Source organism: Cellulomonas sp. H30R-01, from assembly GCF_010119915.1.
GTDB classification, from domain to species: Bacteria; Actinomycetota; Actinomycetes; order Actinomycetales; family Cellulomonadaceae; genus Cellulomonas; species Cellulomonas algicola.
In genome coordinates this window covers 2,180,421-2,194,219 of the sequence record NZ_CP048210.1, presented here as the reverse complement: position 1 = coordinate 2,194,219, position 13,799 = coordinate 2,180,421, and the positions used below count along the sequence as shown (strand labels likewise).

Genomic DNA, 13,799 nt, shown 5'->3' with positions numbered 1-13,799 from the left:
GGACGGGAAGCCGACTCCCCGGAGGTCCTGTGAGCCTGATCGCCGACGTGCGCGCGTCGCGAGAGCTCCTCGTCAACCTGACGCGCCGCGAGGTCAAGGGCAAGTACAAGCGGACCGCTCTCGGGCAGCTGTGGTCGCTCGCCAACCCGCTCGCCCAGATGTTCGTCTACACGCTCGTGTTCTCGGTCATCATCCGGATCCAGCCGGGCGTCGGCGACCCGAGCGGGCTCGACGTCTTCGCGATCTGGCTGATGTGCGCGCTCCTGCCGTGGTCGTTCTTCACGGGCGTGGTGACCAACGGCATGGCGTCGCTGGTCGGCAACGAGAACCTCATCAAGAAGGTGTACTTCCCGCGGTCCGCGCTCGTGGTCTCGAGCACGCTCGCGCTGAGCTACACGTGGGCGATCGAGATGGCGGTGCTCGTCGTCGCGATCGTGCTGTTCGGCGGGAGCCCGTTCCTGTACCTGCCGCTCGTGCTCGTCGCGATGGTCGTCCTCGCGGCGTTCTCGCTCGGCGTCGCGCTGCTGGCCTCGATCGCGAACGCCTACTTCCGCGACATGCAGCACCTCACGACGATCCTGTTCCAGGTCTGGTTCTACCTGACGCCGATCCTGTACCCGCTGTCGGAGGTCGCCCGCCGCGCGGAGGACGCCGGCCCGGTGTTCGGCGACGTGACGATCCTCGACCTGTACAAGCTCAACCCGATGGAGGGCTTCTCCGAGGTGTTCCGCAACCTCCTGTACGACAACCGGCTGCCGGAGTGGGGGACGGCCGTCGAGTGCGTCGTCTGGGCGGTCGTCGCCCTCGCGGCGGGCTCCTGGGTGTTCACCCGCCACCAGCGCCGGCTGGCGGAGGTCCTCTGATGACCGACGCGATCGTCGTCGAGGGCGTCACCAAGAGCTTCCGCGTCTACCACGAGCGGAACCAGACCCTGAAGTCGGCCGTCATGCGCCGCTCGCGCGGCTCGTACGAGGACTTCCTCGCGCTGGACGACGTGAGCCTCGCGATCCCGGAGTCGTCGACCTTCGCGCTCGTCGGGGACAACGGGTCGGGCAAGTCCACGCTGCTCAAGTGCATGGCGCAGATCCTCGTCCCGGACGCCGGGCAGATCACGATGCACGGCAAGGTCGCGGCGCTGCTCGAGGTCGGCTCGGGCTTCCACCCCGAGCTGTCGGGGCGCGACAACGTCTACCTGAACGGCTCGATCCTCGGCATGACCCGCCAGGAGATCGACCGCAAGTTCGACGAGATCGTCGACTTCTCCGGCGTCGAGCAGTTCATCGACCAGCCCGTGAAGAACTACTCGTCGGGCATGTACGTCCGGCTCGGCTTCGCGGTGGCGATCAACGTGGACCCGGAGATCCTCCTGGTCGACGAGGTGCTCGCGGTCGGTGACGCGGCCTTCCAGGCCAAGTGCATGGAGAAGTTCAGCAGCCTCAACCGCGAGGGCCGCACGGTCGTGATCGTGTCGCACTCCCTGCCGTCCGTGAAGGCGATGGCCGACGCCGCGGCGTGGCTCGAGAAGGGCCACCTGCGCGACTCCGGGTCCGCGGTCGACGTCCTCGAGGAGTACGAGCGGTCGACGCGGTCCGCGGCCGGCCTCGCGCTCGTCGACGGCCTCGAGCACACCGGCAGCGGCGAGATCCGGATCACCCGGGCCGAGGTCAGCCGGCCGTCGGGCGACGAGCGGCTGGTCGTGGGGGAGCCCGCGCGGGTCCGGCTGCACTGGACGGCGCAGACCCCGGTCGAGGCACCGGTCATCGGCATCGCGGTGGAGGCGCGCGACGGGACGTACCTCGCGGCGACCAACACGCGCGACGCCGGCGCACCGCTCGGACGCGTGAGCGGCGACGGCGTGCTCGAGTGCCAGCTGCCGTCGGTGCTGCTGCACCCGGGGGAGTACATCGTGACCGCCGCGGTGACGGACGCGAGCACGACGCACTCGATCGACCACGTGCGCGGCATCGCGCGCTTCACGGTCGACCCGGGCGCCGGCCACTGGTCCGGCGGCTACCTCGCGCTCCCGGCGCGCTGGACGCAGCCGGTCCCCGCGCGTGACGGCGCGGACGGTCGGGCGTGAGCGCGGTCCCCGCGCCCGCGACGGGCGGGTCGCGCAGCCGCGTCCTGGTCGTGACGCTGGACCGCGTCGCCGAGCAGATGGCGGGTCCCGCGATCCGTGCGTGGGAGATCGCGACGTTCCTGTCGGGCGCGCACGACGTCCGCCTCGTGACGTTCGGCGAGTGCACGCGCACGGCCGCGACGTTCGAGGCCGCGCACGTCGAGATCGGCGACTTCCGCGCGGCCGTCGACTGGGCGGACGTGGTCGTCCTGCAGGGCTACGTCGCGGCGACGTTCCCGTGGTTGCAGCAGGCCGACGTCGTGCTCGTCGTCGACCTCTACGACCCCTTCCACATCGAGAGCCTCGAGGTCCTGCGCGACCGGCCGCTGCCGGAGCGGGACGCGTCGCTCGCGTCCGCGCTGCGCGAGCTCGACGCGCAGGTGCGCCGCGGCGACGTGTTCCTGTGCGCGTCGAGCCGGCAGCGCGACCTGTGGATCGGCCACCTCGCCGCCGCGGGACGCCTCAACCCGCTCACGTACGACGCCGACCCGACTCTCCGGGAGCTCGTGCGCGTCGTGCCGTTCGGCGTGGCCGACGACGAGCCCCGCCGGACGGGTCCCGCGATCAAGGGCGTTGTCCCGGGCATCGCCGAGGACGACCTCGTCGTCCTGTGGGGCGGCGGGGTCTACAACTGGTTCGACCCGCTGACCCTCGTGCGCGCCGTCGACCAGCTCAAGGAGCGCGTGCCGCGGCTGCGCCTCTACTTCCTCGGCATGCGGCACCCGAACCCCGACGTGCCCGAGATGCGGATGGCGGTCCGGCTGCGGGACCTCGCCGACGAGCTCGGGCTGGTCGGCACGCACGTCTTCTTCAACGAGGACTGGGTGCCGTACGAGCGCCGCGCCGACTACCTGCTCGACGCCGACCTCGGTGTCTCGTGCCACTTCCCGCACGTCGAGACCGAGTTCTCGTTCCGGACGCGCATCCTCGACTACCTGTGGGCGGGGCTGCCGATCGTCAGCACCGACGGCGACGCGTTCGCGCCGCTGATCCGGCAGGAGGGGCTCGGACGGGTCGTCCCCGCGGAGGACCCGACGGCTCTCGCGGCCGCGCTCGAGGAGCTGCTCACGGACGACGCGGCCCGGACCGCGACCGCCGGCGACGTGCGGCGCGTCGCGCGGGACATGACGTGGTCACACGTGCTCGGACCGCTCGCCGACGTGTGCGCGGACCCGCGCCGCGCGGCCGACGCCGGGCGTCTCGCGTCCGTCGTGACGCCGGACGGGTCGCGCCCGCCGCGTCGGCGACGCGACGACGTGGCCGCCCTGCTGCGCCACCTGCGCGCGAGCGGGGTGCGGCACACCGCGCGCAAGGTGCGTGACCGGGTGCGGGCCGTCCGGGCTCGCTGAGCCCCCGACGAGGTACCGACGTCGCGAAGGCCCGCCGGGCGGCGGACGCCGGGCGGGCCTTCGTCGGGGTCGACGGTCGCGTGCGGTCAGCCGCGCGTGAGCCGCAGCTTGTGCGCGACCGAGGAGATCCCGGTCGCGATCCGGTGGCTGCGCGTCGACCGCAGCACCTCGAGGTCGTGACGCGCGCCGGCGAGCGCGACCTCGAGCTCCTCGAGCCGCGCCTGCGTCGCGAGGTCCCGCTGCTGGATCGCGCGGTCCGAGTGGTGCCCGCCGAGGGCGAGGACCGTGGGCACGGTCGCGTCCGTGGGCTCGCGCGAGCACACGAAGTAGAAGTAGAGGAACTGGTCGCGCTCGAGCGGGGCGAGGTTGTGGACCGTCGCCTCGACGACGCCCTCGGTCGAGAAGTCCTCCTGCGTGCCGACCGCGACGGCCTGCCACGTCGCCTGGAAGAAGGGCTTCACGTGCGCGAAGTGCGGGGCGAGGAGCTCGCGCAGCTCGTCGTAGACGAACTCGTGCAGGTGGTAGTGGTTGCCCTCGACGAACTCGAGGTCGTTCGGCGTGGAGACGAGGGCGATGCCGCCCGGGGCGAGCACGCGGTCGATCTCGGCGACGAACGCCCGGTAGTCCTCGACGTGCTCGATCGTCTCGAACGTCACGACGACGTCCACGGAGTCGTCCTCGAGCGGGATGTGCTCGGCGTTCCCGTGCCGGAACTCGAGGTTGTCCGCGCCGTACTGGCGGGTGGCGTACGCGACGGCCACCTCGCTGACGTCGACGCCGACGACCGAGGCGGCGGTGCCGGCCAGCAGGCTGCTGCCGTAGCCGGACCCGCTCGCGATGTCGAGGACGCGCTTGCCGCGCACGATCTCGGCGGCGGCCTGGTAGCGCGTGAGGTGCTCGGCGTACAGCAACGACGGTCGGTGGAACGCGGGGATCATCCGCTCGCCGTCGTTCTCGATGTCCACCGTGTCCGCGTCCACCGCGTCAGTCATTGCCGTCCGCCTCCTGCACGTGCCGTCTGTCCCACGGCGCCGCGCGCCGACCGGTCAGGATACCCGTCCGAACGGGGTCATCCGGACGTGCGCGTGTTGACCCACGGGTCACGCCAGGCGAGCCACGACCAGTAGCGCCGGAGGTAGGCGGTCTCGTCCGTGCGGATGACGGGCGCCCGGGTCGACGACTCGTAGTGGTGCAGGGACGCGACCGGCGTGACCACCACGCGCAGGCCCGCGCGCACGACCTTGTGGCACAGGTCGACGTCGTTGTAGTTGAGGGGGAGCTCCTCCGCCATGCCGCCCACCTCGGTGAACAGCCGGCGCGACAGCAGCAGGCACGCACCGGTGGCTGCGGTGAAGTCCGCGTCGAGCACGCCGGCGCCGAAGTGGTCGTGGCCGGCCGGCTGCTGCTGGAACAGGTGCCACGGCTCCCAGGCGTCCGAGTAGACGACCCCGACGTGCTGGATCACCCCCTCCTCGTGCAGCAGCTGCGCGCCGACGACGCCGATCGACGGGTCTTGCAGGACCGAGACCATGCGGTCGAGCCAGCGGGGCTCGATCGCCTCCACGTCGTCGTTGAGGAGCAGGACGAGCTCGCCCCGGGCGGCCGCCACCCCGACGTTGACCGACCGCGCGAAGTTGAACGGGCCCGTCGCGGGCGCGACGACGAGCCGGTCGCCCACGACGTCGGCGACCGACGCGACGACCGCGGGGTCGGTGCCTTCCGACGGCACGAGCACGAGCTCCCACCGCGGGTACGCGGTGCCGTCGGCGAGCGAGCGCGCGCACATCTCGGCGAGCAGCGTGTCCTTGCCGCGCACCGTGCGCCGCCCGCCGCCCGTGGGCACCACGACGGACACGAGCGGCGGCTCCGGGACCGCGCGCCACGTGCGGGCGCTGCCGCGCCGGGGTCCACGCTCGACCGTGACCTCCTGGCCGGCCCGGGCGAAGTGGCGGGCGACGGCCCGCAGCCCGGCGTCCCACTCGTCGTCGGTGACCTCGGGCGCGGCGCTGCGGGTGAGCCCGACGACCGACAGGTGCTCGATGCGGTCGGTGCGCTCGACGGCGCGCAGGTGCGCGTCCCACTCGACGGCGCCGTCGGACTCGGCGACGAAGCCGCCGACACGGTTCAGCAGGTCGCGCCGGACCGCGCAGAGCCGACCCAGGTAGTCCGTCCCGCGCTCGTACTCGGGCACCCACCCGGGCTTCGTCACCAGGCCGTCGGCGCCGGGCGCGGGCCACTGCTCGTCGGTGTACGCGACGTCGAGCTCGGGCCGGAGCGCGAGCAGCGCGAGCAGGGCGTCCACGCCACCGGGCTCGAGGCGGTCGTCGGGGCCCAGCACGGCGACCCAGGTGCCGTGCGCCACCGCGAGCGCGCGCGTGAGCTGCTCGGTGCGCGAGCCGGACGCGACGACCTCGTGGACCCATCGACGTCCCGCGCCGAGCGGCACGTCCGTGACGACGACCAGGTCCCAGCGGGCTCCCGCCGGACGGACGAGCCGGGCGGCCTCGACCGTGCGCGCGGCCGCCTCGACGTCGTCGCCTGCGGCGAGCAGCAGCGTGAGGAGCGGTGGGGTCATCGAAGGCGTGCTCGGGCGGAGCGCACCGCACGGCGGGGCACGCCCGCCGCCGACCTCACCGTCCGGCGGACGCGCGACGACCAGGTGGGCGGCACCGTCGCCGCGCGCAGGTCGTCGATCCAGCCGTCCCGCTCCTTGATGGCGACGCGCTGGTCGGCGAGCAGCGCGTCGCGCACGCGGACGGCCCCTCGGAGACCGGCGATCTGCGCCTCGAGGCGCACCACCTTGTCCTGCAGTGCGGACACCTCACGCGCCGCGGCCTCCCCCTCGAGCCCTGCGTGCAGCGTCCGGTCTGTCGTGCGCAACCCGGTGAGCCAGGCTGCCGCTTCTTCCTCGACCGGCATGCGAGCAGGGTAGAGCATGCGACGCCGCGCCGTGCGCGTCCCGTTCTCCCAGCGTGGGCGGCCCCGAGCGTCGTGGTGAGCCGCCTAGACTTGATCAGGTGCGCATCGCAGTCGTCTCGGCTCACTACCCCCCGAACCTCACCAGCGGTGGCACCCTCGTGCCGCAGCGGCTGGCTCGCGGGCTCGCCGCGCTGGGCCACGACGTGCGCGTGTTCGCGGGGCACCTGGACGACGCGCGGGAGCCGTTGTCCACGTGGGACGAGACCGACGAGACGGGCCTTCCGGTCCGCTGGGTGGCCATCACGCCCTTCACCGCGTGGTCGGACCCGCTCAACAGCATGAACCCCGGCGCGGAGGCCGCGTTCGAGCGCTGGCTCGAGGAGCACCCCGCCGACGTCGTGCACCTGCACGCGCTCCAGACGCTGGGCGGGGGGCTGGTCCGGGCGGCGCGGCGCTCCGGCGCACGCGTGGTGGTCACGATGCACGACTTCTGGTGGACGTGCGCACGCCAGTTCCTCGTGGCGCCGGACATGCAGCCGTGCTCGCTCGTCGTGTCGTGCGGCGGGTGCCCGTGCGCGGTCGACCACGCCTGGCTCGAGCAGCGCAACGCGCGCCTCGCGGAGTGCCTCGCGGACGCCGACCTCGTGCTCGCGCCGTCGCGGAGCGCCGCCGACGTGATGATCGCCAACGGCGTGGACGCCCGGCTGGTCCGGGTCGACGAGAACGGCCTCCCGGACGGTGCGCCGCAGGCCGAGGAGCGCGCCGCGTCGGGCGCCGTGCGCCTCATGTTCGCGGGCGGCAGCGACCCCATGAAGGGCCTGCCCGTCCTGCTCGACGCGGTCCGCGAGGTGCCGCCGGGCGACTGGTCGCTCGACCTCTACGGCGTGCCGGACGACGCCGTGGGGGGCCTGACCGGCGTCCGTGCGCAGCCCGCGTTCCAGCCGGCGGACCTCCAGGGCGTCCTCGCCGCGCACGACGTGCTCGTGCTCCCGTCGGTCATGCGCGAGTCCCACTCGATCCTCACGCGCGAGGCGCTGGGCGCCGGCCTCGCGGTCGTCTGCACCGACACCCTCGGTCCGGAGGAGGTGGTCCGCGACGGCGAGAACGGCCTGATCGTGCCCGCCGCGGACCCGCACGCGCTCGCCGTGGCGCTCCGCGACCTGGTGTCGGCCCCCGAGCGGGTCGCGCAGATGCAGGAGCACGCGCCCGACGTCGTCGTGCGGGCGCTCGACGACCAGGTCCAGGGCCTCGACGCGCTGTACCGCGAGCTCGTCGCGGAGCAGGACCCCGCGGCGGTCGAGCCCGTGCCCGTCGTCAGCCGCGTGCTGTTCGTCGTCGGCATCCAGGGCGCGCCGCTGCGCTACCGCGCGCAGCTGCCCGCGGAGTCGCTGCGGGAGCTCGGCGTCACGGCCGAGGTCCGGCACTACCGCGACCCCGAGCTGCCCGCGCTCGCCGCCGTCGCCGACGCCGTCGTGATCTACCGCGTCCCCGCCACGGACGACGTCCTCGCCCTGGTCCGGCAGGTGCGCGAGCGGGACCGGCCCGTGCCCGTGCTGTTCGACGTCGACGACCTCATCGTCGACCCCGAGCTGCGGGGGCAGGTGCACGGGCTCGGGGGCATGAGCGAGGACGAGCTCGCCCTCTGGTGGAACGGGGTCGCGCGGTACCGGACCACCCTCGAGGCGTGCGACGCCTACATCGGCAGCACGCAGGCGCTGTGCGACGAGGTGGGTCGGCTCACGGGCATGCCCGTGCACCGCTTCGCCAACGGTGTGGGCTCGGCGCTCGGCCGGATCAGCGAGGCCGCGCTCACCCGTGACCGGCGGCCCGGGCCCCTGCGCATCGGCTACTTCTCGGGCACCACGACGCACGACGCCGACTGGGCGCTGGTCGAGCCGGCCGTCGTCGAGGTCATGCGGCGGCACCCCGACGTGGAGCTGTGGCTGGGCGGCCTGCTCACGACCGGTCCCGCCCTCGAGCCCGTCGCCGACCGTGTGCGCCGGCTCCCGATGCTGCCGTGGACGGAGCTGCCCGGGCGGCTGCGCGACGTCGACGTGAACCTCGCACCGCTCGTGCTGGGCTCCGTGTTCAACGAGGCCAAGTCCGCGATCAAGTGGCTCGAGGCGGCGCTGACCGCGACGCCGACGGTCGCCTCGCCGACGCAGCCGTTCCGCGAGTCGATCGAGGACGGCGTGACGGGGCACCTCGCGCAGACCCACGACGAGTGGGTCGACGCGCTCGAGCGGCTGGTGACCGACGAGCACCACCGGACCCTGGTCGGTGCCCGGGCCCGCCGCGCCGCGCTGCTGCAGTGGTCGCCCGCCCCGCAGGGGCGGCGGTACCTGGAGATCCTCGAGCAGGCGTCCCTGCACGTGCGGCTCGCGCCCCGGCGCGAGACGACGTGGGCGCCGGTCGTCGGGCACGAGCGCGCGAGCGCCGCCGACGCGTGGGTCGAGGCGTACCCGCCGCCGCTGGTGCACCTGCCGTCGTGGCGCCTCAAGCTCATCGCGGCGCGACGCGTCTACCGCGCGGGCGGGGTCCGGGCCCTCGCGGGCAGGCTCGCGGGTCGTGCCCGCGCGGCCGTCCGCTAGGTGGGGATCGGGCCGGTGCGGCCCAGCAGGCCGTCGCGCAGGCCCCGCAGCATGAGCGGCACACGCCGTCGCCGCGGTGCGACCGCGACGACGTAGAACAGCACGTACTTGGCGATCCACCAGAGGTAGCCGACGCGCCAGCCCGCCGTGAGCAGCGGCGACCGCACGAGCAGGATCGTGTTCCGCGTCATGTAGTAGTTGCGGACGACGGACTGGACGTGCACGGTCCGGCCGCGGCCCGGCACGGTGCGGGGCGTCTCCCCGAGCTCGTGGCGCAGCTCCGCACCGACGACGGCGTAGAGCGCGTACCCGGCGGCGCGCGCGCGGACGCCCCACTCCAGGTCGACGTGGTCGATGAAGAAGTCGTCCCGCATGGGGCCGACCCGGTCGAGCGCGTCGACGTCCACGAGGCACCCCGACGCGATGAGGAACGCGGCCTCGACGCGGGCACCGTCCTGCTCGGGCAGGTCGACCCGACGCGGGCCGAACCGCTGCGCCGCGTAGACGAACGGGGGCTCGCCGTCGCGGTCGTCGCGCGCGACTGCGCCCGTGGCGGCGACGGGCCGGCCGTCGGGCGCGGGTTCCGCGAGGGCGGTGCGCAGCCGCGCGACCATCCCCGGGACGGGCACGGAGTCCTGGTCGAGGAGGAGGACCTGGCGCGCACCCGCGTCGCGCGCCCGGTCGCACCCGACGTTCTGCGCGGTGGCGATCCCGCGGTTCTCGCCGAGCGCGACGAGCGTGCCGCCGACGGACCGGACCGCGTCCTCGACCGCGCGCAGCGTCTCGGGGGTGCTGCCGTTGTCGACGACGACGACCGCGTCGACCTGGAGCGCGGTCGCGTCGAGCAGGCGACGCAGCGCGGCGGGCTCCGGGTGGTACGTGACGACGACCGCGACGACGGTCGCGTCGGCCGCGTCAGCCACCGAGCTGGGCGACGAACGACTCCACGTCGGCGAGCGTGGGCAGCAGCCCCTGCTGCTCCGCCTCCGCGAGCGAGGGCGCCTCGGCGTCCTTGGGGGACAGCAGCGGCGTCAGGGGCGTGCCGTCGCGCCCGACGGTCGGCCAGTCGATGCCGAGCGCCGGGTCGAGCGGGTGGACGCCGTGCTCGCGGCCGGGCGCGTACGGCGCCGAGCACAGGTAGACGACCGTCGAGTCGTCCTCGAGGCTCATGAACGCGTGGCCGAGCCCTTCCGCCAGGTAGATCGCCCGGCGGTCGGTGTCGTCGAGCAGGACCGAGTCCCACGCGCCGAAGGTCGGGGAGCCGACCCGGATGTCCACGACGACGTCGAGCACCGCGCCGCGCACGCACGTCACGTACTTCGCCTGGCCCGGCGGGACGTCGGCGAAGTGGATGCCGCGCAGCACCCCGGCGGCGGACACCGAGGCGTTGGCCTGCGCGAGGTTCAGCCGGTGCCCCACGGCCTCCTCGAACGCCGACCCGGCGAACCACTCGAGGAAGACGCCGCGGTCGTCGCCGAACTGGCGGGGGGTCAGCTCGAGTGCGCCACGGACGGCGAGCTCGCGCACCTGCATCGGAACCTCTTTCTCCGGTCGGTCTCGGCCGCCCGCCAGCCTACGGGACCGTGCGACCGGCGCGGACGCGGTCGGGCGGACGTCGGCCGCGCCGCTACCCTGGCCCGATGCGATTCGTGGTCGTCGGTGCGTCCGGCATGCTCGGGCAGGATCTCGTCACGCGCGCGCAGCGCTCCTTCGAGGACGTCGTCGCGCTCGACCGGGCGGAGCTCGACATCACGGACCCCGACGCGACGCTCGCGGGCCTGGCCGGCGCCGACGTGGTCGTCAACTGCGCCGCCTACACCGCGGTCGACCCCGCGGAGCAGGACGAGGCGACGGCCTTCACGGTGAACGCCGTCGGCGCGGCGAACGTCGCGCGCGCGGCCCGGGTGCACCAGGCCCGGGTCGTGTACGTCTCGACCGACTACGTCTTCGACGGGGCCGCCGGCGACCCCTACGCCGAGGACGCGCCCGTCGCCCCGCGGTCGGCCTACGGCCGGACGAAGGCGGCGGGGGAGTGGGCCACGCGCGCCGAGGCCCCCGACCACCTCGTGGTCCGCACCGCCTGGCTCTACGGCGCGCACGGCGCGTGCTTCCCGAAGACGATCGCCCGGCTCGCGGCGGAGCGCGGCGGCCTCGACGTCATCGACGACCAGGTGGGGCAGCCCACGTGGACCGTCGACCTCGCCGACCTGGTGCTCCGCCTGCTGAGCGCCGACGCGCCCGCGGGCACCTACCACGGCACCTCGTCGGGTCGGACCTCGTGGCACGGCTTCGCGCAGGCGGCCGTCGCGACGGCGGGCATGGACCCGGAGATCGTCCGGCCGACGACCAGCGAGAAGTTCGTCCGCCCGGCGCCGCGGCCCGCGTTCAGCGTGCTCGGCCACGGTGCGCTCGAGGCCGCCGGTGTCGAGCCCATCGGCGACTGGGCCGAGCGCTGGGCCGTCGCGGGCGCCGAGGTCCTCGCCGGCTGACACGCACGTCGGCACGCCGGCCCGTCGGCACGCCGTCCGCGGCAGTCGTCGCACGCCGGCGCCGCGGCCGGGCCGGTCAGACGGCCCGGCGCACCAGCCGCCAGTAGGCCTGCAGGACCTTCTCGATCGCGCGACCGCCCGGCGGGAGCGCGAGCTGCGTCGGGTCGAACCGGTCCGTCCACAGGTCGACGAGCGCGGAGTCCGGGACGAGCCGCGCCGACTGCACCGCGCGTCGGCGTGCCCGCAGCCACCCGACGTGCCCGAGCACCCACACGCGGGCGCGCCACCACTGGCGTCCCCACCCCTGCGCGAGCGCGACCGCGAGCAGCGCGACGTCGAACGCGAGCAGGGGGAGCGCGAGCAGCGCGAGGGTGCGCGGTGCGTAGCAGGTCAGCACGAAGATCAGCCGGTTGCGGTCGACCAGGTACATCTTGAGCGGGCTGCGGCTGAACTCGTAGTGGTGGTCGGAGACCGCGGTCGGCACGTACCGCACCCGGAGCCCGCGCTGCCACGCCCGCCAGCTCAGCTCGAGGTCCTCGAGGTAGGCGAAGTACTCCTCGGGGAACCCGCCGAGCGCGTCCCACACGCTGCGCCGCACGGCCATCGTCGCGCCCGTGACGGATGCCACCTCCGCGGGCGCCTGGTGGTCGCCCGTCGGCTCGCCCATGTGCCCCGCCCACGACAGGCCCAGCAGGTGCACCGGGTTGCCGACCGTGTTGACGAGCGCCGGCTCGTCGGCCAGCCGGACGAGCCCGCTGACCAGCCCGACCGCGGGGTCGTCGAGGGCACGGACGAGCTCCGCCAGCGCCGCGGGCTGCACGACGGCGTCGGAGTTGACGAGTGCGACGACGGGGGCGGTGGTCTGCGCGACGCCGAGGTTGACGCCGCCCGTGAAGCCCAGGTTGCGGCCCGGCACGAGCACGCGGACGCGGTCGTCGTCGCGGGCACGAAGCCGCCCGACCGCGTCGCCCACGGCGCCGTTGTCGACGAGGACGAGGTCGACGTCGACACCCGTCGAGGCGAGCACGGCGTCGACGGCGTCGTCGAGGTACGGCTCCGGGCCGTACGCGAGCATGACGACCGCGACGCGGGGGACGTCAGTGCTGCTCATCGTCACGGGCGTGCGGCTCCTGCGGTGCGGTCGCGTCGGTCGCGGCGCCCTCGAGGCGCGTGAGCCGCTCGCCGAGGATCGCGACCCGCTCGGCGATCGTGCGGGTCTCCTCCTCGAGCGTCGAGATCTCGGTGCTCAGCTGGATGGACACGAGCAGCAGCACCACGAGGCTGACGGCGAACAGCAGGTTCGACGGCGTCTCGACCCCGACGAGGTCGGCGATCTGGATCGCGAGCCGCGGGAACGCCGCCAGCACGATGATCGCGAACGAGACGACGAGCCAGATCCCCGCGTACTTCTCGCGCAGCTGCCGCCGCCGGAGCAGCACGAGGATGAAGACGAGCGTGACGATCGACGCGACGAGCGCGAACAGGTACCCGCTCATGCCGTGGCCGCCACGGCCTCGCGCGTGCTGCCCGCGGGCGCGGGGCGCGACAGCGCGACGACGAGCGCCAGGCCCGCGCGGCCGAGGAACACCGCCGCACGCCACGGGCTGTGCGACGGCTCACCGCCGGCGCGCGGACGCATGACCACGGGCAGCTGCCGCACGGTCAGACCCGCGCGGTGCGCGATCACGAGCGACTCGACGGTGTCGCCGAGGTACTCGGCCGGGTAGTCGCGCGAGAACAGCGTGACCGCGCGCGGTCCCGACAGCTTGAAGCCCGACGTGGTGTCCGTGAGCCTCGTCCCGACGAGTCGCGAGAGCACGGCCGACAGCAGACGCATCGCCCAGCGTCGCGGGCCGCGCGCCATGTACTCGCCGGCGCCGGCGAACCGCGCGCCGATCACGACGTCGGCGCCGGTCGCGTCGGCGGTCGCGAGCAGGCGCGGGATGTCCTGCGGGTCGTGCTGGCCGTCCGCGTCGCACTGGACGACGCCGTCGTACCCGTTCTCGACCGCGAACTTGAACCCCGCGCGCATCGCGCCGCCGACGCCCAGGTTGATGGGCAGGTCGAGGACGCGGACCCCGGCCCGCCGCGCGACGGCCACCGTGCGGTCGGTCGACCCGTCGGAGACCACGAGCACGTCCACGTCCGGGACGGCCTCGTGCAGCTCGGCGAGGACCAGGGGAAGCGTCACCTCCTCGTTCCACGCGGGCAGCACAGCCAGAACTCGGCGAGGGGCAGACACGGCCCCGACTCTAGCCGAACGGTCCTGCCGCCCGAGGCGGCGGTCCTCGCGCCGAGGTCGCTGTGAGAGACTCTGTGCCCGTTGGCCGGC

Annotated in this window: 13 protein-coding genes; 5 read left to right on the top strand and 8 right to left on the bottom strand. The window is 74.1% G+C overall.

From position 1 onward, the window contains the following. The first annotated feature begins 29 nt into the window (after positions 1–29). The 3 genes from GXP71_RS09765 to GXP71_RS09755 are packed head-to-tail and all read left to right on the top strand — an operon-like array spanning position 30 to position 3,468. The gene (locus GXP71_RS09765) at positions 30–863 is read left to right on the top strand and encodes an ABC transporter permease (RefSeq protein ID WP_162352495.1); all 834 of its coding nucleotides are present in this window, start codon (positions 30–32) and stop codon (positions 861–863) included. Further along, positions 863–2,080 (top strand): ABC transporter ATP-binding protein, encoded by a 1,218-nt coding sequence (locus GXP71_RS09760; RefSeq protein WP_162352494.1) that lies wholly within the window; start codon positions 863–865, stop codon positions 2,078–2,080. The genes GXP71_RS09765 and GXP71_RS09760 overlap by 1 nt, the downstream gene beginning before the upstream one ends. After that, a complete protein-coding gene (locus tag GXP71_RS09755) occupies positions 2,077–3,468 on the top strand; it encodes a glycosyltransferase family 4 protein (protein WP_238402706.1) in 1,392 nt (463 codons plus the stop codon). Before GXP71_RS09760 ends, GXP71_RS09755 begins: the two co-directional genes overlap by 4 nt. Before the next feature lie 86 nt (positions 3,469–3,554). On the opposite strand, the gene GXP71_RS09750 is transcribed toward GXP71_RS09755, so the two are convergent. From GXP71_RS09750 to GXP71_RS09740, 3 genes are all read right to left on the bottom strand, one after another. Then, positions 3,555–4,460: a bifunctional 2-polyprenyl-6-hydroxyphenol methylase/3-demethylubiquinol 3-O-methyltransferase UbiG gene (locus GXP71_RS09750; RefSeq protein ID WP_162352493.1), complete on the bottom strand. Its 906-nt coding sequence runs from the start codon at positions 4,458–4,460 to the stop codon at positions 3,555–3,557. Between the two features lie 77 nt (positions 4,461–4,537). Continuing rightward, complete coding sequence (locus GXP71_RS09745) at positions 4,538–6,043, bottom strand: glycosyltransferase (protein WP_162352491.1); 1,506 nt, start codon at positions 6,041–6,043, stop codon at positions 4,538–4,540. Continuing rightward, the gene (locus GXP71_RS09740; RefSeq protein WP_162352490.1) at positions 6,040–6,387 is read right to left on the bottom strand and encodes a hypothetical protein; all 348 of its coding nucleotides are present in this window, start codon (positions 6,385–6,387) and stop codon (positions 6,040–6,042) included. The genes GXP71_RS09745 and GXP71_RS09740 overlap by 4 nt, the downstream gene beginning before the upstream one ends. A 98-nt stretch (positions 6,388–6,485) precedes the next feature. Here GXP71_RS09740 and GXP71_RS09735 point away from each other — a divergent pair, with 98 nt between their 5' ends. Further along, a complete protein-coding gene (locus GXP71_RS09735) occupies positions 6,486–8,978 on the top strand; it encodes a glycosyltransferase (protein WP_162352489.1) in 2,493 nt (830 codons plus the stop codon). Here the strand turns inward: GXP71_RS09735 and GXP71_RS09730 are convergent. Both GXP71_RS09730 and rfbC read right to left on the bottom strand, forming a co-directional pair. After that, positions 8,975–9,901 carry a glycosyltransferase family 2 protein gene (locus GXP71_RS09730; RefSeq protein WP_162352488.1) on the bottom strand — a complete coding sequence of 309 codons (927 nt, stop codon included), beginning with the start codon at positions 9,899–9,901 and terminating at the stop codon, positions 8,975–8,977. The genes GXP71_RS09735 and GXP71_RS09730 overlap by 4 nt on opposite strands. Continuing rightward, positions 9,894–10,511, bottom strand: coding sequence for a dTDP-4-dehydrorhamnose 3,5-epimerase (gene rfbC, locus GXP71_RS09725; protein WP_162352487.1), 618 nt, complete (start codon positions 10,509–10,511; stop codon positions 9,894–9,896). The genes GXP71_RS09730 and rfbC overlap by 8 nt, the downstream gene beginning before the upstream one ends. 107 nt (positions 10,512–10,618) lie before the next feature. Between rfbC and rfbD the strand changes: the two genes are divergently transcribed. Further along, positions 10,619–11,467, top strand: a complete 849-nt coding sequence (gene rfbD, locus GXP71_RS09720) for a dTDP-4-dehydrorhamnose reductase (RefSeq protein ID WP_162352486.1) — start codon at positions 10,619–10,621, stop codon at positions 11,465–11,467. A gap of 76 nt (positions 11,468–11,543) precedes the next feature. Here the strand turns inward: rfbD and GXP71_RS09715 are convergent, their stop codons facing one another. From GXP71_RS09715 to GXP71_RS09705, 3 genes are read right to left on the bottom strand one after another with little or no spacing between them, the layout of a single operon-like run. Then, positions 11,544–12,578 carry a glycosyltransferase family 2 protein gene (locus GXP71_RS09715; protein WP_162352485.1) on the bottom strand — a complete coding sequence of 345 codons (1,035 nt, stop codon included), beginning with the start codon at positions 12,576–12,578 and terminating at the stop codon, positions 11,544–11,546. After that, the gene (locus GXP71_RS09710; protein WP_162352484.1) at positions 12,565–12,963 is read right to left on the bottom strand and encodes a DUF2304 domain-containing protein; all 399 of its coding nucleotides are present in this window, start codon (positions 12,961–12,963) and stop codon (positions 12,565–12,567) included. Before GXP71_RS09710 ends, GXP71_RS09715 begins: the two co-directional genes overlap by 14 nt. After that, positions 12,960–13,709 (bottom strand): glycosyltransferase family 2 protein, encoded by a 750-nt coding sequence (locus GXP71_RS09705; protein WP_162352483.1) that lies wholly within the window; start codon positions 13,707–13,709, stop codon positions 12,960–12,962. The genes GXP71_RS09710 and GXP71_RS09705 overlap by 4 nt, the downstream gene beginning before the upstream one ends. Between the last annotated feature and the right edge of the window lie 90 nt (positions 13,710–13,799).

What these genes read in the sequence shown, in the direction of transcription:
- GXP71_RS09760 (WP_162352494.1), top strand. Translation starts at nt 863, where the DNA reads ATGACCGACGCGATCGTCGTCGAGGGCGTCACCAAGAGCTTCCGCGTC.
- rfbC (WP_162352487.1), bottom strand. Translation starts at nt 10,511, where the DNA reads ATGCAGGTGCGCGAGCTCGCCGTCCGTGGCGCACTCGAGCTGACCCCC.
- GXP71_RS09715 (WP_162352485.1), bottom strand. Translation starts at nt 12,578, where the DNA reads ATGAGCAGCACTGACGTCCCCCGCGTCGCGGTCGTCATGCTCGCGTAC.
- GXP71_RS09750 (WP_162352493.1), bottom strand. Translation starts at nt 4,460, where the DNA reads ATGACTGACGCGGTGGACGCGGACACGGTGGACATCGAGAACGACGGC.
- rfbD (WP_162352486.1), top strand. Translation starts at nt 10,619, where the DNA reads ATGCGATTCGTGGTCGTCGGTGCGTCCGGCATGCTCGGGCAGGATCTC.
- GXP71_RS09740 (WP_162352490.1), bottom strand. Translation starts at nt 6,387, where the DNA reads ATGCCGGTCGAGGAAGAAGCGGCAGCCTGGCTCACCGGGTTGCGCACG.
- GXP71_RS09745 (WP_162352491.1), bottom strand. Translation starts at nt 6,043, where the DNA reads ATGACCCCACCGCTCCTCACGCTGCTGCTCGCCGCAGGCGACGACGTC.
- GXP71_RS09710 (WP_162352484.1), bottom strand. Translation starts at nt 12,963, where the DNA reads ATGAGCGGGTACCTGTTCGCGCTCGTCGCGTCGATCGTCACGCTCGTC.